The sequence below is a fragment of the Endozoicomonas arenosclerae genome (assembly GCF_001562015.1).
Classification (GTDB): Bacteria; Pseudomonadota; Gammaproteobacteria; order Pseudomonadales; family Endozoicomonadaceae; genus Endozoicomonas_A; species Endozoicomonas_A arenosclerae.
In genome coordinates this window covers 19,937-38,918 of the sequence record NZ_LASA01000086.1, presented here as the reverse complement: position 1 = coordinate 38,918, position 18,982 = coordinate 19,937, and the positions used below count along the sequence as shown (strand labels likewise).

Annotated in this window: 13 protein-coding genes; 12 read left to right on the top strand and 1 reads right to left on the bottom strand. The window is 50.3% G+C overall.

Features of this window, described 5'->3' with window-relative positions; translation table 11 throughout:
- Nucleotides 1-183 precede the first annotated feature (183 nt).
- The 4 genes from WG89_RS13070 to WG89_RS13055 are packed head-to-tail and all read left to right on the top strand — an operon-like array spanning nucleotide 184 to nucleotide 6,226.
- A complete protein-coding gene (locus tag WG89_RS13070; RefSeq protein ID WP_245662916.1) occupies nucleotides 184-1,077 on the top strand; it encodes an ABC transporter six-transmembrane domain-containing protein in 894 nt (297 codons plus the stop codon).
- Complete coding sequence (locus tag WG89_RS13065; RefSeq protein ID WP_062266766.1) at nucleotides 1,064-2,215, top strand: efflux RND transporter periplasmic adaptor subunit; 1,152 nt, start codon at nucleotides 1,064-1,066, stop codon at nucleotides 2,213-2,215. Before WG89_RS13070 ends, WG89_RS13065 begins: the two co-directional genes overlap by 14 nt.
- The gene (locus WG89_RS13060; RefSeq protein WP_062266764.1) at nucleotides 2,212-5,337 is read left to right on the top strand and encodes an efflux RND transporter permease subunit; all 3,126 of its coding nucleotides are present in this window, start codon (nucleotides 2,212-2,214) and stop codon (nucleotides 5,335-5,337) included. The genes WG89_RS13065 and WG89_RS13060 overlap by 4 nt, the downstream gene beginning before the upstream one ends.
- Nucleotides 5,309-6,226 carry a helix-turn-helix transcriptional regulator gene (locus tag WG89_RS13055; protein WP_062266762.1) on the top strand — a complete coding sequence of 306 codons (918 nt, stop codon included), beginning with the start codon at nucleotides 5,309-5,311 and terminating at the stop codon, nucleotides 6,224-6,226. Before WG89_RS13060 ends, WG89_RS13055 begins: the two co-directional genes overlap by 29 nt.
- 83 nt (nucleotides 6,227-6,309) lie before the next feature.
- Here the strand turns inward: WG89_RS13055 and gltA are convergent, their stop codons facing one another.
- Nucleotides 6,310-7,593 carry a citrate synthase gene (gene gltA, locus WG89_RS13050; protein ID WP_062266761.1) on the bottom strand — a complete coding sequence of 428 codons (1,284 nt, stop codon included), beginning with the start codon at nucleotides 7,591-7,593 and terminating at the stop codon, nucleotides 6,310-6,312.
- Between the two features lie 596 nt (nucleotides 7,594-8,189).
- Between gltA and sdhC the strand changes: the two genes are divergently transcribed.
- From sdhC to sucC, 8 genes are all read left to right on the top strand, one after another.
- Nucleotides 8,190-8,564, top strand: a complete 375-nt coding sequence (gene sdhC / locus WG89_RS13045; protein ID WP_062266893.1) for a succinate dehydrogenase, cytochrome b556 subunit — start codon at nucleotides 8,190-8,192, stop codon at nucleotides 8,562-8,564.
- Nucleotides 8,558-8,926, top strand: a complete 369-nt coding sequence (gene sdhD, locus WG89_RS13040) for a succinate dehydrogenase, hydrophobic membrane anchor protein (RefSeq protein ID WP_062266759.1) — start codon at nucleotides 8,558-8,560, stop codon at nucleotides 8,924-8,926. The genes sdhC and sdhD overlap by 7 nt, the downstream gene beginning before the upstream one ends.
- Before the next feature lie 3 nt (nucleotides 8,927-8,929).
- Complete coding sequence (gene sdhA, locus WG89_RS13035) at nucleotides 8,930-10,702, top strand: succinate dehydrogenase flavoprotein subunit (protein WP_062266757.1); 1,773 nt, start codon at nucleotides 8,930-8,932, stop codon at nucleotides 10,700-10,702.
- 15 nt (nucleotides 10,703-10,717) lie between these two features.
- Nucleotides 10,718-11,425 (top strand): succinate dehydrogenase iron-sulfur subunit, encoded by a 708-nt coding sequence (locus WG89_RS13030; protein WP_062266755.1) that lies wholly within the window; start codon nucleotides 10,718-10,720, stop codon nucleotides 11,423-11,425.
- A 533-nt stretch (nucleotides 11,426-11,958) separates the two neighbouring features.
- Nucleotides 11,959-14,790, top strand: a complete 2,832-nt coding sequence (locus WG89_RS13025; RefSeq protein ID WP_062266891.1) for a 2-oxoglutarate dehydrogenase E1 component — start codon at nucleotides 11,959-11,961, stop codon at nucleotides 14,788-14,790.
- Between the two features lie 55 nt (nucleotides 14,791-14,845).
- Nucleotides 14,846-16,069 (top strand): 2-oxoglutarate dehydrogenase complex dihydrolipoyllysine-residue succinyltransferase, encoded by a 1,224-nt coding sequence (gene odhB, locus WG89_RS13020; protein ID WP_062266753.1) that lies wholly within the window; start codon nucleotides 14,846-14,848, stop codon nucleotides 16,067-16,069.
- A 62-nt stretch (nucleotides 16,070-16,131) separates the two neighbouring features.
- A complete protein-coding gene (gene lpdA, locus WG89_RS13015) occupies nucleotides 16,132-17,571 on the top strand; it encodes a dihydrolipoyl dehydrogenase (protein ID WP_062266751.1) in 1,440 nt (479 codons plus the stop codon).
- 244 nt (nucleotides 17,572-17,815) lie between these two features.
- On the top strand, nucleotides 17,816-18,982 hold the full coding sequence (sucC, locus tag WG89_RS13010; protein ID WP_062266749.1) for an ADP-forming succinate--CoA ligase subunit beta: 1,167 nt from the start codon (nucleotides 17,816-17,818) through the stop codon (nucleotides 18,980-18,982).

Here is an 18,982-nt window from a genome sequence, read left to right as displayed (position 1 = left end):
TCCTGAGCTCTGCAGAAGTCAGGCCGTGTGTCTGGCTTCTGCAGATGCTAAACAGTAACTGTAACCCATCAAAAAAACCGCGATATTTAAGATTAGACAGGCTCTGATAGTTAGCAATTGCGGACACGTTTTCCTTCATTGAAGGCGTTAAGTTAGCTCTGTTTATTTAATTAAATGGAGTTGATGACATTGGTTCGTTCTTTCGGTTTGATGAGTCTATTGAGGCAATACCGCAAGCCCATTGCCATTACCTGGGGGCTGGTTCTTATTGAGAACATCTTGTTGGCTCTGATTCCCTTGATGACAGGTCGAGCCATCGATGATCTTCTTGCGGGAGGCGTCAATACACTGTTTGTTCTGGCAGGTGTTCTGGTTGTACTGACCTTATTGATGGTCATGCGTCGTATTTATGATACCCGTGCCTACGGAAAGATGCGTGTGGGTATGGGGCTGGATGTTCGAGACAGTCATATAGAGCAGCTTGTCTCCATCATCAATGCCAGGCTGAATATGGCCAGGGAGCTGGTGGACTTTCTGGAAGAACAGATTCCGGAACTGATCACGGCCTGTGTCCAGATTGTTATAGCCCTTATCGTTCTTGCGAGCTTTCACCAATGGCTGGCACTTTCTGTGTTCAGTATGAGTGTGGCTGTTTTTCTGATTTATACCCTGTTTCACGGAAAAATCTACCGTCTGAACAGTCTGCTTAATGGTCAGTCTGAAAAACAGGTGAGTCTGCTTCAGTCCGGCAGAAAAACCAGCTTACTCAGGCATCTTCGGCTATTAAATAAGCACGAAATATCTTTGTCTGATACAGATGCTGTCGTCTATGGCCTGATATTTCTGGTGGCTGTAGCCGCAATCATTTTTAACCTCTGGATCGCTACTCAGGTCATGGATGTCACGGCTGGCAGTATTTTTTCAATAGTCAGTTACTCCTGGGAATTCGTACAGGCGGTATTTATGTTGCCACTGGCTCTGCAGAGCCTCACTCGTTTGAAGGAGATCTCTGATCGCCTGAATTCGAACCAAAAAGAAGATGACCTGTCAGTTGGGGTGATGTATGACAACGTCTGAAAGTAACGTTAAAAGTAAAAAGCTGTTTCCTGTTTTATCACTCATATTTCTGGTGATAATTACTGGCTGGTTGTTCCTTGGAAGTAATGAGCCATCAGACTATGAAGAAGATTCCTTAGCATTGCTCCCTGTTTCTGTCGTCCAGATAACACCAGGCAAGCAAACGCTGACTGTAAAGACCCAAGGCATTACTGAGCCCTATTGGCCAACAGCAGTGACCGCTGCAGTTTCTGGTCGTATGGAAAACTTACCGGAAGGTCTTGAGCCGGGTGTTCTGCTTGAACAGGGTCAGTTGCTTGCTCAGTTGCTTCCGGTTACCTATCAGGCTGAGTTGGACGCAGCGGCCAGCAGGGAAGCTACAGCAAGACTGGAGCTGGCCAGAGAAAAGCACGAACAGACGGTGGCCAGAAAAACCAGTGGTCAACTGAAAACACCTTATGCGCGCCGTGATCTTCAGGTTGCGGCTGCGGAATTGTCCCTGAAGGCTGCAGGCAGTGCTTTGGAAAACGCCAGACAACAGTTGGCTGATACTCGTATTTCTGCGCCGTTTTCTGCCGTGATTCTTGAGAAAAAAGCGACACCGGGTCAGTGGGTCCAGGCGGGAGAAGTTTTGTTTCAGCTTGCTTCCAGCCAGTCAGTGGATATTCGGGTAGAGCTTTCCACAAAACTCTGGAGTCGTTTGGGGGACTTAAAGCCTGGACGTCAGGCGCAGGTTTTCACTGACAGCGGGGTGAGCTGGCAGGCCGCTGTTCGTTATCTCAGTCCAGTCAGGGATCAGAGAACCCGTCAGAGAAGTCTTGTGCTGTCTGTTTCACAGCCCTACAGCGGAGAGAAGCAGCTATTGCCTGACCAGCAGGTGACGGTGAGTTTTCAGGGTCAGGAAATGGAGTCCGTGCTTGATATACCAGCTTCGGCTCTAACAGAAGATGGTTATATCTGGATGCTGAATGGCAGCAATGAACTTGAGCGAAAACAGGTTCAGCAATTGTATGAAGATGAGAGTCGGGCCTGGGTGCGTTTACCTGAAAATGCAGACTCTGATGAGTCCGTAAAACTCATCATTTATCCTCTAAGTTCAATGCTTGAGGGGCAGCGGGTACAACCTGAGTGGATGGAAGGCAGTGAGGTACAGCAATGAAATGGTTGACCCGCTGGTTTCTGGATAATCCGGTTGCCGCCAACCTCCTGATGATTGTGATTCTGGCTGGTGGTCTTTTATCTCTGGGTACGCTGAGGGTAGAAAGCTTTCCCCAGATGGACGCCACCGAGCTTCAGGTTTCAGTGGTTTATCCGGGAGGAACAGCAAAACAGATTGATGAAAGCATTACCCAGAGAATTGAAGATGCGGTCAGTTCTGTGCCGGGTATCAGTCGTATATCCAGCACCTCACAAAGAGGCATTGCCACAGTTACTATCCGGAAGAGTACCGGAGTCAGCCTTGATCGTCTGATGGAAGACGTCAGAAATCAGGTGAACAGTATTGTCGGTTTTCCTGAAAAGGCTGAGCAACCCCAAGTATACAGGAATGAGTTTACTAACCTGGCAGCGTTCGTTCTGATCGCGGGTGAGGTGTCAGATGATGTGCTCCAGCAGTCAGCGAACCGGGTTGAGCAGGCGTTGAAAAAACATCCGGCGATTTCCCAAGTGACGAATCTGGGGAAGAGGGCGCCTGAACTGGTCATTGAGCCCATCCCTGAACAATTGCAGCGCTTTGGCATCAGTAGTGAACAACTGGCTACTCTGGTCAGTGACTGGTCTCTGGAATACCGAAGTGGACAGCTGGATACGGCACAGGGAATGCTGCTGCTGAGAGGTGATGGGTATGCGGACAATCTGACAGAACTTCGAAACCTTCCAGTGATCAACAGTGAGAACACGTCCATTCGGCTTGCCCAGGTGGCCAATATTCGCAGGGACTATGAAGAGACTGATGAGATTACCCGATTTCAGGGAGAGCCTGCCGTCGCGCTAATGGTTTCAACCAGCAAAAAGGATAACCTTTTCAACCTGTCAAAAGCGGTGGCTGAAGTGCTTGAGAGCTTAAGGCCTGTGATGCCTGCTGCCGTTCAGCTGGATGTAATGGCTGATATGACACCTTATATAAAAGACCAGGTGAATCTTCTCAGCACCAACGCCTGGCAGGGGCTGTTAATTGTTTTAATTATTCTCGGGATTTTTCTGGAGCTGAGGCTGGCCTTCTGGGTGGCGGTTGGCATTCCGGTTTCATTAGCGGGTGCATTGTCCCTGATGGGATTGCCAGGGCTCGACTACAGCATCAATGATATAACCCTGTTCGGAATGATCCTGGTGCTGGGTATTCTGGTGGATGACGCTGTGGTCGTGGGGGAAAGTATTCATGAAGCCCGTGGACGGATAGCCGATCCAAAAGCAGCAGCACAGGAAGGTGTGGAGAAAGTAGCAGTAGCCACAACCTATGGTGTGCTTACGACCATCGCCGCCTTTTCCCCGATGTTGTGGATTGAAAACGAACTGGCTCGAATGCTGGCAGGTTTTTCGGTGGTAGTAATACTGGCGCTGCTTTTCTCCCTGATTGAAAGTAAGTTCATACTTCCCTCCCACCTCAGTTTTAGCAAGGGGGCAGAAAAAAAGAACTTCCTGAAATCTGTGCTGGAGCGAATCAGAAGTAAGTGCTTGCAGAGTCTTGATAATTTCACCCGAAAAGCTTATTTACCTGTTGTTAAAGGGGCCTTGAAGTACAAGGTTTCGACCCTTGTTTTGTTTGTTTCAATTGTGATGCTCGCCTATGGCCTGGTGATTAAGGGCTCAATCCGAAGTGTGTTTTTTCCGGAAATCCCCGGTCGATATCTGACGGCTAATGTCACGATGGATCAGGATGCTCCTCTGGCTCTGACACAAAAAAATGCTGAAAAACTGGACGATGCTCTTGAGCAGGCGAATGAGGATATTCAGAAAAGCTATGGTTTGGAAAGTAGACCCATTACTCGTCATTTGTTGTCTATTGAAGGCCCTTCCGGCATTGAAGTAACCGCAGAACTGTCCAGTGAAGCGCTGAAAAAAGTCCCGGGCAATACATTGTTAAATGACTGGAAGGAACGGACAGGTTTGCTGGAAGGCAGCTATGCCGTTAATTTTTCCTCAGCAGAATCCCTTGCAGGTGGAACCTCAATAGCGGTTACAGCTCCGGACAGGAAGCTGGCAATACAGGTTGCTCAAGAGTTAAAAGACAGTCTGAAAAGCCTGCCAGGGGTTCATGATGCTTATGATAATGGCAAGGGAGGTCAGCGCTTACTTCAGTTGCAGCTCAATGAACGGGGTCGTCAGCTGGGCCTGACTAAAAGACAGTTGGCTGTTTTGGCCGGTGGCGCTTTTGGCGGATTGGAAGTTTATCGGCTGTTGGAGCAGGGTGAAGAAACCAAAGTACTGATTCGTTTTGCCAAGTCACAGAGAAGAACTCTGGATCAATTAAAAGAAACTCGGGTTCATTTGGGCGACAGTCATTATGTCAGCCTGGGCGAAGTGGCCGATATTTCCATGACACGTGAGCCCGAAGCGATCTATAGAAGAAACAGGGAAGAGGTCGTGCTCGTCTATTGGCGACAGGATCGAGCGGTCAATTCGCCAGAAGAGACCTGGGAAGTATTGAGTACTTCAATTGTACCCGTACTGGAGAAGAGATACCCCGGAGTGGGGATTCGAGCGGTGGGTGAATTCGAAGAAATGACAGAAGTCCAGAGTGGCTTCCGTAAAGCGATGCTCCTGACGTTGCTCATGATCTATGTGTTGCTGGCTGTTCCATTGAAGTCCTACTGGCAGCCATTGATTATCATGGCGGTTATTCCCTTTGGATTTGCCGGAGCCATTTTTGGTCATGGGTTGATGGGCCTGCCCGTCAGTTTGCTGTCCCTGTTTGGCATGATGGCAATGACCGGGGTGGTGATCAACGATTCACTGGTTCTGATGACCCGCTTTAACCAGCTATATAAAGAAGGAATGGAGGTGGGTAAGGCACTGGTTGAAGCTGCACGAAGTCGTTTGCGAGCTATCTTTCTGACAACAGTGACTACTGTCTTTGGTTTACTGCCTCTGTTGAGTGAAACGTCTGAGCAGGCCATGTACCTCAAACCTGCAGCCGTTTCACTGGTTTTTGGTGAGTTGTTTGCGACACCCATTACACTGATTCTGATTCCTGTATTATTAGCGTTCGGGCGCTACAAACGGAGCCCGGCTCCGGAGGAATTGGAAAGCAGTCATGGAAACATTAGACAACCTGGTACCTGAAGAAATTCTGATGTCATCTCTTGCGCCCTTGTGGCGCAAGCGGTTAGAAAAAGCTGTGACCTTTTTATATGAATCCCTTGCCAGTGTTCCTTCCCCTTCCCTGGAAGAGATCTCTGAGCACTGTGCTGTCTCTCCTTATCATTTGCATCGGATGTTCCACCTTGTTTTTCATGAAACACCGGGTCAATACCTTCGTCGTTTACGCTTGCAGACAGCTTTTGAACTGCTGACGGAATGGCCCACTCTCTCAGTCACTGATATTGCTCATAAGTGTGGCTTTTCATCATCCCAGGCTTTGGCAAAGTCATTGCGCAGGGAGGTAGGGGTTACGGCGAAGGAGATAAGGGGAGGTATCTGGCATGAAGATCCTGAGTATCTTGAAAATTTGATACTGAAACTGGGGCATCCCATTAAAGGAGAGGCAGGTTGTCTGGAGCAGGAAGCGGCTAAAAATATACGTTTCAGGCTGGAAGAAAGGCCCTCCACCGCGCTTCAGGTGAGTGAAATTGCCTATCCATGGACAGACTCCGTGGAAAAATTCAATGAAATGACAGGGTCGAAAAAAGATCAGCCCTTATGGATAGTGACTCAGGTTTCTCAGTTGAATGAAAGCTATTCTGATCAGGTCGCCAGGGCGGGTTTTATCAGTGAGCATGAAGAGCAAACCAACTATGTAACGGTATCAGGGTGCTATTTGGTTTGTGATCTCAAGTTGGGCAGCGAAGCCGCCTATGTCGCGAGCTGGGATAGGATGTACGACTATATTCTGGAAACTGGTCTGGATATTGATGAAAACGATGATGCCCTGGAAATTATTCATAACCCGGATGCACTTTTTCACGATCTGGAGGCGGCGAGAATGACACTGATGGTGCCTGTTTCAGGTTGAAAAGGTTGGATAGAAAGAGTCAGGACGGGGAGAGTTGAAAAGCTGGAAGCCGGTGACTGCTCCGACTTCCAGCAAAAGCGGTATTAACGATCAGAAACCGGGATGAAGTCTCTGGAGGTTTCACCTGTGTACAGCTGACGTGGACGACCGATGCGGTATTCACCACTGATCATTTCGTGCCAGTGAGCAATCCAGCCTGGAGTACGGCCGGTTGCGAAGATTACAGTGAACATTTCTGTTGGAATGCCCAGAGCTTTCAGAATGATGCCGGAGTAGAAGTCTACGTTCGGGTACAGTTTCTTCTGTACGAAGTATTCGTCTTCCAGAGCAATCTTTTCCAGACGCTTGGCAATTTTGAACAGTGGATCGTCTTCCAGGCCCAGCTCTTTCAGAACTTCGTCACAGGTCTGCTTCATTACTTTGGCGCGTGGGTCAAAGTTTTTGTAGACACGGTGACCAAAGCCCATCAGACGGAACGGATCGTTCTTGTCCTTGGCGCGGTCGATGAACTCATCGATGTTTTTCTCATCACCGATTTCGTTCAGCATAACCAGTACAGCTTCATTGGCACCGCCGTGAGCCGGTCCCCACAGTGCTGCGATACCTGCTGCGATACAGGCGAATGGGTTAGCGCCACTGGAGCCAGCCAGACGTACTGTAGATGTAGAAGCATTTTGCTCATGGTCAGCGTGCAGCAGGAAGATGCGGTCCATGGCACGGGCCAGCACAGGGTTCACTTCATACTCTTCACATGGAGTAGCAAACATCATGTGCAGGAAGTTGCCGCCATAGCCCAGATCGTTACGTGGGTAAACGAATGGTTGACCTATGGAGTACTTGTAAGTCATGGCTGCCAGAGTTGGCATTTTGGAAATCAGGCGATAAGCACAGATTTCACGGTGACGTTCGTTGGTGATGTCCAGTGAGTCATGGTAGAAGGCAGAGAGAGCACCTACTACGCCGCACATCACGGCCATTGGGTGAGCATCGCGACGGAAACCGGAAAAAAGATCGACCATTTGTTCATGAATCATGGTGTGACGCATGATGGTGTCTTCGAAGTGCTTCTTTTCTTCCTTATTAGGAAGTTCGCCGTAAATCAGCAGATAGCAGGTTTCCAGGTAGTCAGAGTGCTCAGCAAGCTGCTCGATCGGGTAACCACGATGCAGGAGAACGCCTTTCTCACCATCTATGTAGGTGATTTTGGATTCGCAGGAAGCAGTGGATACAAAACCAGGGTCGTATGTGAACAGACCGTTGGCGGTCAGGCTTCGAACATCAACAACATCGGGGCCGATAGAGCCCTTGTGTACAGGGAGTTCCAGCTGTTTGCCGTCAATCGAGAGGGTTGCTTTCTTTTCAGCCATCATAGGCTCCTGTCTTGCCGTTTATTCTGTCGTTATCGTCGTCTCGGGCCCATTCAGCCATGAGTGGAAATGCCTTTCACTCCGAACCATGAAAGCCTGTAAAGTTTCGATAATGGCATTTTCATGGTAAATCATGGCGCTGGCAGAATAAGCTTTTTATGGTTGGGCCCCTTTCACGGTTCGACCACTATAGGGCCAGAAATTTGTTTGTCAAACGTGTGTACCGATGAAAACAGCCTTGAGCTAAACTCAATCGTCAAGTGTTTTCCCTTACAGGCTTTACTCTTAACCTTGACTGATAACTTTTGATGAATTGTGCGCAATAAATTCAAGAGCCTATAGTAAATTTGCTTAGTGGGTTAATCAATTGTAATTAAAAACCGAACTGTATATACTTCGCCCCCGAAGTCGTGGAGGGCTTCATGAGGGGGGTGAGAAAAGAACGTTAACAACAATTAACGCGGTTTCTTAACCTGCAATCAGGGTTGTCTGTTCAGGCGAACCTGGTTTGAGAGGGCATGATCCCGAGTAGGTCATAACCTCTGGATAATGTTGCTGATTCAGCTGTGCACGCCTCGGGCGTTGGGACAAAAAACGTGAATAGCAAAAGACCTGTCAATCTAGACATAACCACTATAAAACTACCTCTGCCAGCCTATACCTCGATCCTGCACAGGATTTCGGGCATTTTGCTGTTTGTCGGGGTGGGTTTCCTGCTGTATGCACTGGACCTGTCACTGTCTTCAGAGCAGTCCTTTGCGGAACTGAAAGCACTCATGTCGGGTGGCCTCGTCAAATTTATTGTCTGGGTTCTGCTTTCTGGTCTGATCTACCACTTCGTTGCGGGCGTTAAGCACCTGTTGATGGATGTGGGTATTGGTGAAGGTAAGGAGTCCGGTAAGACCGGTGCCATTATCACCATTATTGTATCAGCTGTACTGATTGTGCTCGCGGGGGTGTGGGTATGGTAACCAATATTACCAACTTGTCCCGAAGTGGACTCTACGACTGGATGCTGCAGAGGCTGTCTGCGATTATTCTGGCCGTTTATACAGTGTTCATGGTCGGCTATGTGCTGATCAATCCGGGACTGGATTTTCAGCAGTGGAGCGGTCTGTTTGATCAGACCTGGGTGAAGGTGTTTACCCTGCTCGCCATCCTGTCCATTGCTGCCCATGCCTGGGTAGGTATGTGGACTATTGCTACTGACTACCTGAATGCCCGTGCATTCGGAAGCAAGTCTGTTCTGATTCGTTTCCCCTTCCAGCTGATCTGTTTTGTAGCAGTCTTCAGTTACATCGTCTGGGGCATTCAAATTCTCTGGGGGAATTGATCTATGGCGGCTCTTCGCACACTGACTTACGACGCTATCGTAATCGGCGGCGGTGGTGCAGGCATGCGCGCTGCTCTGCAACTGACACAGGCGGGCATCAAGACTGCTTGTGTGACCAAAGTGTTTCCTACACGTTCACACACTGTATCAGCCCAGGGCGGTATCACTTGCGCCATTGCAAGTTCTGATCCGAATGATGACTGGCGCTGGCACATGTTCGATACCGTAAAAGGGTCGGACTACATCGGTGACCAGGACGCGATTGAATACATGTGCTCTGTAGGTCCCCAGGCTGTATTTGAGCTCGAGCACATGGGTCTGCCTTTCTCTCGTACAGAAGAAGGTCGTATCTACCAGCGTCCATTCGGTGGTCAGTCCAAAGAATTCGGTAAGGGTGGCCAGGCTGCCCGTACCTGTGCTGCAGCCGACCGTACCGGTCACGCACTGCTGCACACTCTTTATCAAGCCAACCTTAAAGGCGGTACTACATTCCTGAATGAATGGTACGCCGTCGATCTGGTGAAAAATCAGAACGGTCAGGTGGCTGGTGTTATCGCGATTTGCATGGAAACGGGCGAAACCGTTTATATCAAATCCAAAGCTACTGTAATGGCTACTGGCGGTGCTGGGCGTATCTACGCTTCCACAACCAACGCCCTGATCAACACCGGTGACGGTATTGGTATGGCGCTGCGTGCCGGTTTCCCAATGCAGGACATGGAAATGTGGCAGTTCCACCCAACCGGTATTCACGGTGCGGGTGTTCTGGTTACTGAAGGCTGTCGTGGTGAAGGTGGTTACCTGATCAACAGTGAAGGTGAGCGCTTCATGGAGCGTTATGCGCCTAACGCTAAAGACCTGGCCGGTCGTGACGTAGTTGCCCGTTCCATGATTCTGGAAATTCTGGAAGGCCGTGGCTGTGGACCTGACAAGGACCACGTACTGCTGAAGCTGGATCACCTGGGTGAAGAAACCCTGAACCTTCGTCTGCCGGGTATCTGTGAACTGTCCAAGACCTTCGCACACGCCGATCCGGTTAAGGTACCCGTACCGGTAGTTCCAACCTGTCACTATATGATGGGTGGTATCCCGACCAATGTCGGTGGTCAGGCCCTGTTCCCGGACTCCGAAGGTAACGATAAAGTCGTTGAAGGTCTTTACGCCTGTGGTGAAGCTGCTTGTGTATCCGTACACGGCGCTAACCGTCTGGGTGGTAACTCTCTGCTGGATCTGGTGGTATTTGGCCGTGCAGCGGGTATCCAGATCGAGAAAAACCTGAGAGAAGGTTTTGACGGTGTTGATGCTTCTGACAGTGATATTGAAGCCGCCATGTCCCGTCTGGATCGACTGAACCAGTCCAGTACCGGTGAGAAAGTTGCGGATGTCCGCAAGGATCTCCAGAACACCATGCAGCTGTACTTCGGTGTATTCCGTGAAGGCGACAGCATGCAGGAAGGTCTCAAGAAGCTGGATGAGCTGGGTGAGCGACTGAATAACACTCACCTGGAAGACAAGAGTCAGGCATTCAATACCGCGCGTATTGAAGCACTTGAGCTTGAAAACCTTTACGAAGTTGCTTACGCCACTGCGGTTTCTGCCGAAGAGCGTAAGGAATCCCGTGGTGCTCACGCCCGTAATGACTTTACCGAGCGTGACGATGAGAACTGGCTGGCTCACTCCTTGTACTTCCCAGTGGATAAGCGAGTTGGCAAGCGTCAGGTTAACTTTGCACCCAAGACCATGGAAGCTTTCCCACCGAAAGCAAGAACCTATTAAGGAGGAGGCAGGAAAATGTTGGTAAGTGTCTATCGATACAACCCGGAGACTGACTCCAAACCTTACATGCAAGACATTGAGGTTGAAATTCCGGAAGGCAAAGACCTGATGGTGCTTGATGTATTGAACCTGATCAAGGAAAAGGACGAAACACTGGTGTATCGTCGTTCCTGCCGTGAAGGTGTTTGCGGTTCTGATGGCGTGAGCATCAACGGCACTAATGGTCTGGCGTGTGTGACTTCTTTGTCAGAAGCCATGGGCAGCAAGAAGAAGCTGGTTCTTCGACCTCTGCCAGGTCTGCCGGTTATTCGTGATCTGATCGTGGACATGAGTCTTTTCTATAAGCAGTACGAAAAGATCAAGCCGTTCCTGATCAACGAAGAGCCTGCTCCTGCCATTGAGCGTCTGCAGAGCCCTGAAGATCGTGAGAAACTGGACGGTTTGTACGAGTGTATTCTCTGTGCATGCTGTTCTACTGCCTGCCCATCTTTCTGGTGGAACCCTGACAAGTTTGTCGGTCCATCCGGTCTGCTGCAGGCTTATCGCTTCCTGGCTGACAGCCGTGATACTGCGACTGAAGAGCGTCTGGCTGATCTGGATGATCCGTTCAGTGTCTTCCGCTGCAGAGGTATCATGAACTGTGTCAGCGTATGTCCAAAAGGTCTGAATCCAACCAAGGCCATTGGTCATATTAAACAGATGCTGTTCAGCAGTGCTTCCTGATTGAGCACTTAAAATAGCAAGGAGCTTCTTCAACGTGTGTTGAGGGAGCTCCTGAAAGTGAAAAGTGTTGGCGGAAACTCTTGTGAAATCAGGCCAGGGGTGGTCCGTTAACATGAAATATGTGGTTGCTGTTTGAGCGTACGTTATATTTCAATCGCTCAATACTGTTTTAAACAGCACTGCAATGAGGTTTAAAGGTTGACACCAGACTACTGGGGAAGCCGGAGAGCCATAAGCAGAATTTCTGACTGCAGTCGCACTGTCGCACTGTCGCACAATAGATTGTCATATGAGCAATGTGGGACTGTAGTTTACTCTAGAGCCTGACTGGCCGTTGACCCAATGAATTGCAGGGCTGGGCAGACAGGTTTTACCAGCGAGGCGGCCGGTCAATCACCGGTCTATCTGTGGGATCGAAACTCGGGGGAGGCGAAAGCCCCGGAATTTCGTGCTTTGTCTGTTCTGAACAACAGGCAGCAAACCACAGTGTGACTCTCATGATTAGACAGCCCTTCATTCACGGGGTAGTGATGATGCAAGAAGGTGTGATGCAGCAAATGTGGGATACCTCACATATTTCCGGGGGAAATGCTGCATACGTCGAAGAACTGTACGAACAATTCCTTCGCGACCCGAATTCGGTCTCTGAGGAGTGGCGTGATTATTTTGAAAAACTTCCACAGGTCAATGGTGGCGGTCCGGACGTACCGCACTCGACCATTCAGGAAAATTTTGTCCTCATGGCGCGTCAGCGTCAGACGACCCGCCCAATTGAAGCCGGTACAGTTTCCAGTGATCATGAACGCAAGCAGATTCAGGTATTGCGTCTGGTCAGTGCCTTCCGAATCCGGGGGCATCAACAGGCTACTATCGACCCACTGGGTTGCATGCAGCGCGAACAATTTCCCGATCTCAGTCTCGAATATCATGGTCTCAGCAATGCAGACCTGGATACCGAGTTCCAGGCCAGCACCATCTTTATTGGTAAAGAACGTGCCACCCTCCGCGAAATCATTGATTCTCTGACGGCGACTTACTGTGGCTCCATCGGTGTTGAGTACATGCACATCGTCAACACAGAAGAGCGTCGCTGGTTCCAGAGCCGTATGGAGAGTGTTCGCGGAAAACCTGAAGTGGGTTCTGAGGCTCGCCAGCATCTGCTGGAGCGTCTGACCGCTGCAGAAGGTCTTGAGAAGTATCTGGGTACAAAATACCCGGGCACCAAGCGTTTTGGTCTGGAAGGTGGTGAATCCTTGATTCCCATGCTGGACGAAATTATTCAGAGATCCGGTTCATACGGTGCCAAGGAAATTGTCATTGGTATGGCACACCGTGGTCGTCTGAACGTTCTGGTTAATATTCTTGGTAAAAATCCGTCTGAGCTGTTCGATGAGTTCGAAGGCAAAAAGATGGCCGACACCGGTTCCGGTGACGTGAAATACCACCAGGGCTTCTCATCCAATGTTATGACTCCGGGTGGCGAAGTACACCTGGCGCTGGCATTCAACCCGTCCCATCTGGAAATCGTAACACCCGTAGTGGAAGGTTCTGTGCGGGCACGTCAGGATCGTCGTAACGATGAAGTTCGCGGTCAGGTGATTCCCATTGCACTTCACGGTGATGCGGCTTTTGCCGGTCAGGGTGTAGTGATGGAAACTCTGCAGATGTCCCAGACCCGTGCCTATAAAACGGGTGGAACGCTGCACATTATCATCAATAACCAGGTAGGCTTCACAACCAGCAAGCAGGAAGATGCCCGCTCTACCGAATACTGTACTGATGTGGCCAAAATTGTTGGTGCGCCCATCCTGCACGTAAACGGTGATGATCCTGAAGCGGTTCATTTCGCAACCAAGCTGGCGCTGGATTACCGAATGGAATTCAAGCGTGACGTTGTGATTGACATGGTTTGCTACCGTCGTCGTGGCCACAACGAGGCGGATGAGCCTTCTGGTACCCAGCCTCTGATGTACCAGATCATCAAGACTCACAAGACAACTCGTGATCTGTACGCTGACAAGCTGATTGAAGTGGGCATTATGGATGCCGAGCAGGACAAGACTCTGGTCGACAGCTACAGGAATACACTGGACAACGGTGGTCATGTAGTAAAAGCGCTGGTCAAAGAGCCTAATAAAGAGCTGTTTGTGGACTGGGCTCCTTACCTGGGTCATGAGTGGACAGCCCGTCATGACACCCGTGTAGCTATGGCTACTCTGCAAGGTCTAGGTCAAAAACTTTGCAAGGTTCCTGAAGGTTTTGTAGTGCAGCGTCAGGTCAGCAAGATTATTGATGACCGTCTGAAAATGGCTGCTGGTGCTCAATCCATCAACTGGGGTGCAGCTGAAACACTGGCTTACGGCACCCTGATTATGGAAGGCCATCCGGTTCGTATTACCGGTCAGGACGTGGGTCGAGGTACTTTCTCCCACCGTCATGCGGCTTTGCACAATCAGAAAGACGGCTCAACTTACGTGCCACTGGCCAATATTTCAGAAAATCAGCCTGACTTCCAGATCTGGGACTCCCTGCTGTCTGAAGAAGCGGTGCTGGCATTTGAGTACGGCTATGCGACCACCACGCCAAGTGCGCTGGTTGTCTGGGAAGCCCAGTTTGGTGACTTCGCCAATGGCTGTCAGGTGGTTATTGACCAATTTATCACCAGTGGTGAGCACAAGTGGGGTCGTCTGTGTGGTCTGACCATGCTGTTGCCTCATGGTTATGAAGGTCAGGGACCTGAGCACTCTTCTGCACGTCTGGAGCGTTACCTGCAGCTGTGTGCTGAGCACAATGTTCAGGTGTGTGTGCCTACCACTCCGGCTCAGGTGTTCCACATGCTGCGCCGTCAGGTACTGCGCCCTCTGCGTAAACCTCTGATTGCCTTTACACCGAAGAGTCTGCTGAGACACAAGCTGGCAGTTTCTACTTTGGAAGAACTGGCAGAAGGCAGCTTCCAGACCATCATTCCTGAGATTGATGAGCACGATCCGGCAGAAGTTACCCGCCTGATTATGTGCAGCGGCAAGGTTTACTACGATCTGCTCGAGTACAAGCGTACTAATGAGTTGAAGAATGCAGCCATCATTCGTATTGAGCAGCTGTATCCTTTCCCTCAGGATGACCTGGACGAGCTGATTGCCCGCTACCCGAATCTGAAAGATGTTGTCTGGTGTCAGGAAGAGCCCATGAATCAGGGCGCCTGGTACTGCAGCCAGCATCATATGCGTCGTGCGGTTGATAATCACGCAAACAACCTGCATCTGGTCTATGCCGGACGGGATGCTTCTGCGGCGCCAGCCTGTGGTTACATGTCCAAGCATGTAGAAGAACAACAGAAGCTGGTAGAAGACGCTTTTAACGTATAATTGACGTCGCCCCGGTGGCTCCGGGGCGACCGGTCGAAACCCGAAAGGATCCATAATGGCCACTGAAATAAAAGCACCAACATTTCCGGAATCTGTCGCTGACGGTGTGGTTGCCACATGGCACAAGAAGCCCGGAGAAGCCTGCTCTCGTGATGAGCTGCTGGTTGATATTGAAACCGACAAGGTAGTTCTGGAAGTAGTCGCTCCAGCGGATGGTGTGCTTAAAGAGATTCTCAAGAACGTAGACGATACCGTTCTGAGTGAAGAAGTTATTGCTATTTTTGAAGCCGGTGCTGCGGCAACGGCTTCTGCTTCAGCTACTGAATCCGCTCCTGCTGCTGCAGAGTCTGCTGCTGGTCAGGAAGAGCCAATTCTCAGTCCTGCAGCCCGCAAGATTGCCAGTGAAAAAGGCATTGATCCTGCTGCTATCTCCGGTACTGGCAAGGGCGGTCGCGTCACCAAGGAAGACGTGGTTCGTCACGCTGAACAAGCGCCAGCACCTGCAGCCACTCCGGCACCTGCAGCCCAGACTTCCTCTGCACCGAAGGTAGAAGCCACTACCCCGGTATTTGCGGGTGAGCGTACGGAAAAACGTGTACCAATGACACGTCTGCGTGCTAGAGTTGCGCAGCGTCTGGTTGAAGCACAGCAAACCGCCGCCATGCTGACCACATTCAATGAAGTCAACATGAAGCCGGTGATGGAACTGAGAGCCCGTTACAAGGATCAGTTCGAGAAGCGTCATGGTGTCCGTCTTGGCTTTATGTCCTTCTTTGTAAAAGCCTGTGCTGAAGCCCTGCGTCGTTATCCTGCAGTGAATGCCTCTATTGATGGTAATGATATTGTTTACCACGGCTATCAGGATATCGGTGTAGCTGTCTCCAGTGACCGTGGTTTGGTGGTACCCATTCTGCGTAACGCTGAAAACATGAGTCTGGCAGACGTTGAAGCAAAAATCCGTGAATACGGAAAGAAAGCCCAGGGTGGCAAGCTGGATATTGAGGACATGACCGGTGGAACCTTCACGATTTCCAACGGCGGTGTATTTGGTTCGCTCTTGTCTACACCGATTCTGAATCCACCTCAATCCGCCATTCTGGGTATGCACAAAATTCAGGAGCGCCCCATGGCCGTAAATGGCCAGGTGGAGATTCTGCCCATGATGAACCTGGCTCTGTCCTATGACCACAGGTTGCTGGATGGCAAGGAAGCAGTCACCTTCCTCGTTACCATCAAGGAACTGTTGGAAGATCCAGCCAGAATCCTGTTGGAATTGTAAGCTTTCATGGGTTTTGCGGCGGCTGCTAAAGCCGCCATTCTCATTTTCTTGGAATAGAAGATATGGCAAATCAGTTTGACGTTGTAGTCATCGGCGCGGGTCCTGCAGGTTACGTTTGTGCTATTCGCGCAGCGCAGCTGGGCCTCAAGACTGCTTGTATCGAAAAGTGGACTGATGACAAAGGCAAAACAGCCCTGGGTGGTACCTGCCTGAACGTAGGTTGCATCCCGTCCAAGGCGCTGCTGGACAGCTCTCACAAGTTTGTTGAAGCACAGAAAGACTTCAAACTGCACGGCATCAATCACTCCGGTGTTGAGATGGACGTGCCGCAAATGATCGCCCGTAAGAACAAGATTGTTAAGACACTGACTACTGGTGTTGGCGGTCTGTTCAAGGCGAACGGCGTTACCCTGCTGGAAGGTGCCGGTAAAGTACTGGTTAACAAGCAGGTTGAGCTGACCAAGGCGGATGGCACTGTTGAAGTGTACGAAGCTGCAAATGTTGTTGTTGCTACTGGTTCTCGTCCGGTAGAAATTCCACCTACACCGACCGATGGTGATCTGATCGTAGATTCCACCGGAGCCCTGGAATTCCAGGAAACACCTAAACGTCTGGGTGTTATCGGTGCCGGTGTTATCGGTTTGGAACTGGGTAGCGTATGGGGCCGTCTGGGTTCTGAAGTTGTGGTTCTGGAAGCCATGGATCGTTTCCTGGCAGCTGCTGATGAGCAGATTTCCAAAGAATCCATGAAGATCTTCAAGAAGCAGGGTCTGGATATTCGTCTGGGTGCCCGAGTTACCGGCTCCGAGATCAAGGGTAAAGAAGTACACGTTACTTACGCTGAGTCTGACGGCAGTGAAAAAGTAGTTGTCTTTGACAAGCTGATTGTTGCTGTAGGTCGTCGTCCTTACACAGAAAATCTGCTGGCTGCAGATTGTGGTGTCAACATGGATGAGCGTGGCTTTATCTTTGTTGATGATCACTGTGCAACTGACGTACCAGGCGTTTATGCCATCGGTGACGTGGTTCGTGGTCCTATGCTGGCGCACAAGGGCAGTGAAGAAGGCATCATGGTTGCCGAAATCATTGCCGGACAGAAAGGTCATATGAACTACGACCTGATTCCTTCTGTTATCTACACCCATCCGGAAATTGCATGGGTAGGTAAAACCGAGCAGGAACTGAAGGCTGAAGGTATTGATTACAAAGCGGGTACCTTCCCATTTGCTGCCAGTGGCCGTGCTCTGGCTGCCAATGAAACAGAAGGTATGGTCAAGGTGATCTCCGATAAGGCTACCGACCGTATCCTGGGTGTTCACGTTGTTGGTCCAAGCGCTGCAGAACTGGTTCAGCAGGGTGTGATCGCTATGGAATTTGCTGCCAGCACTGAAGATCTGGCTTTGACCATCTTCTCTCACCCAACTCTGAGTGAAGCTCTGCACGAAGCGGTTCTGGCTGTTGACGGCCACGCGATTCATATTGCTAATCGCAAGCGTCGCTAACTGAAAATCCTGAGGCTGGTCGGTTGTCTGACCAGCCTTTAGAAGATTCGTTTACTGATGTGTGGAAGGCGCAGTTCTATCAGTAAGCCTTCTCAGTGAGCAACTGATACGAAGAAGTATCAGAGGGGCTTGATCCCCAAAGTTTAATTTCGACACCTGAGGGGTTGGGGTCGAAATATAAAAAACCTTTTATCCACGGACGTGGATAGGAATTTGATTAAAAAACAACAATGGTAGTGTCAGTATGAATCTCCATGAATATCAGGGCAAGCAGCTGTTTGCTGAATATGGCCTGCCGGTATCCAAGGGTATTGCCTGCGATACACCGGAAGAAGCAGCTGCAGCCGCAGATGAAATTGGCGGTAACCAGTGGGTTGTCAAAGCACAGGTTCATGCAGGTGGCCGTGGTAAGGCTGGTGGCGTAAAGCTGGTCAGCTCTAAAGAAGAGATCCGTGAGTTTGCTGAAAAGTGGCTGGGCAAGAACCTGGTGACTTACCAGACTGACGAAAACGGTCAGCCAGTCAGCAAGATCCTGGTTGAAAGCTGCACCGACATCGCTCAGGAATTGTACCTGGGTGCGGTAGTAGACCGTTCAACCCGCCGCATCGTTTTCATGGCCTCCACCGAAGGTGGCGTGGAAATTGAAAAAGTGGCAGAAGAAACGCCTGAAAAAATTCTGAAAGCTACCGTTGATCCACTGGTAGGCGCTCAGCCATACCAGGGTCGTGAACTGGCTTTCAAACTGGGTCTGAACGCTACTCAGGTTAAGCAGTTCACCAAGATCTTCCTGGGTCTGGCTAAACTGTTCCAAGACCTGGATCTGGCTCTGCTGGAAATCAATCCGCTGGTTATCACTGAAGCCGGTGATCTGCACTGTCTGGATGCCAAGCTGAACATCGACAGCAACGCTCTGTACCGTCAGCCTCGTCTGAAGACCATGCACGATCCTTCTCAGGAAGACGCTCGTGAAGCTCACGCTGCTCAGTGGGAACTGAACTACGTAGCTCTGGATGGCAACATTGGCTGCATGGTAAACGGTGCAGGCCTGGCCATGGGAACCATGGACATCGTTAAGCTGTCCGGCGGCGCTCCAGCTAACTTCCTGGACGTAGGTGGCGGTGCTACCAAAGAACGTGTCAGCGAAGCTTTCAAGATCATCCTGTCTGACGACAGTGTTAAAGCGGTTCTGGTTAACATTTTCGGCGGTATCGTTCGTTGCGACCTGATTGCTGATGGCATCATCGGTGCAGTGAAAGAAGTAGGTGTTGAAGTGCCTGTAGTTGTTCGTCTCGAAGGCAACAACGCTGAGCTGGGTGCTCAGAAGCTGGCTGAAAGTGGGCTGGACATCATCGCTGCAAGCAGTCTCTCCGACGCTGCAGACCAAGTAGTAAAAGCAGCGGAGGGCAAATAA

Coding starts and splice junctions, on each gene's coding strand:
- WG89_RS13070 (WP_245662916.1), top strand. CDS start 184: ATGACATTGGTTCGTTCTTTCGGTTTGATGAGTCTATTGAGGCAATAC.
- WG89_RS13065 (WP_062266766.1), top strand. CDS start 1,064: ATGACAACGTCTGAAAGTAACGTTAAAAGTAAAAAGCTGTTTCCTGTT.
- WG89_RS13060 (WP_062266764.1), top strand. CDS start 2,212: ATGAAATGGTTGACCCGCTGGTTTCTGGATAATCCGGTTGCCGCCAAC.
- WG89_RS13055 (WP_062266762.1), top strand. CDS start 5,309: ATGGAAACATTAGACAACCTGGTACCTGAAGAAATTCTGATGTCATCT.
- gltA (WP_062266761.1), bottom strand. CDS start 7,593: ATGGCTGAAAAGAAAGCAACCCTCTCGATTGACGGCAAACAGCTGGAA.
- sdhD (WP_062266759.1), top strand. CDS start 8,558: ATGGTAACCAATATTACCAACTTGTCCCGAAGTGGACTCTACGACTGG.
- sdhA (WP_062266757.1), top strand. CDS start 8,930: ATGGCGGCTCTTCGCACACTGACTTACGACGCTATCGTAATCGGCGGC.
- WG89_RS13030 (WP_062266755.1), top strand. CDS start 10,718: ATGTTGGTAAGTGTCTATCGATACAACCCGGAGACTGACTCCAAACCT.
- WG89_RS13025 (WP_062266891.1), top strand. CDS start 11,959: ATGCAAGAAGGTGTGATGCAGCAAATGTGGGATACCTCACATATTTCC.
- odhB (WP_062266753.1), top strand. CDS start 14,846: ATGGCCACTGAAATAAAAGCACCAACATTTCCGGAATCTGTCGCTGAC.
- lpdA (WP_062266751.1), top strand. CDS start 16,132: ATGGCAAATCAGTTTGACGTTGTAGTCATCGGCGCGGGTCCTGCAGGT.
- sucC (WP_062266749.1), top strand. CDS start 17,816: ATGAATCTCCATGAATATCAGGGCAAGCAGCTGTTTGCTGAATATGGC.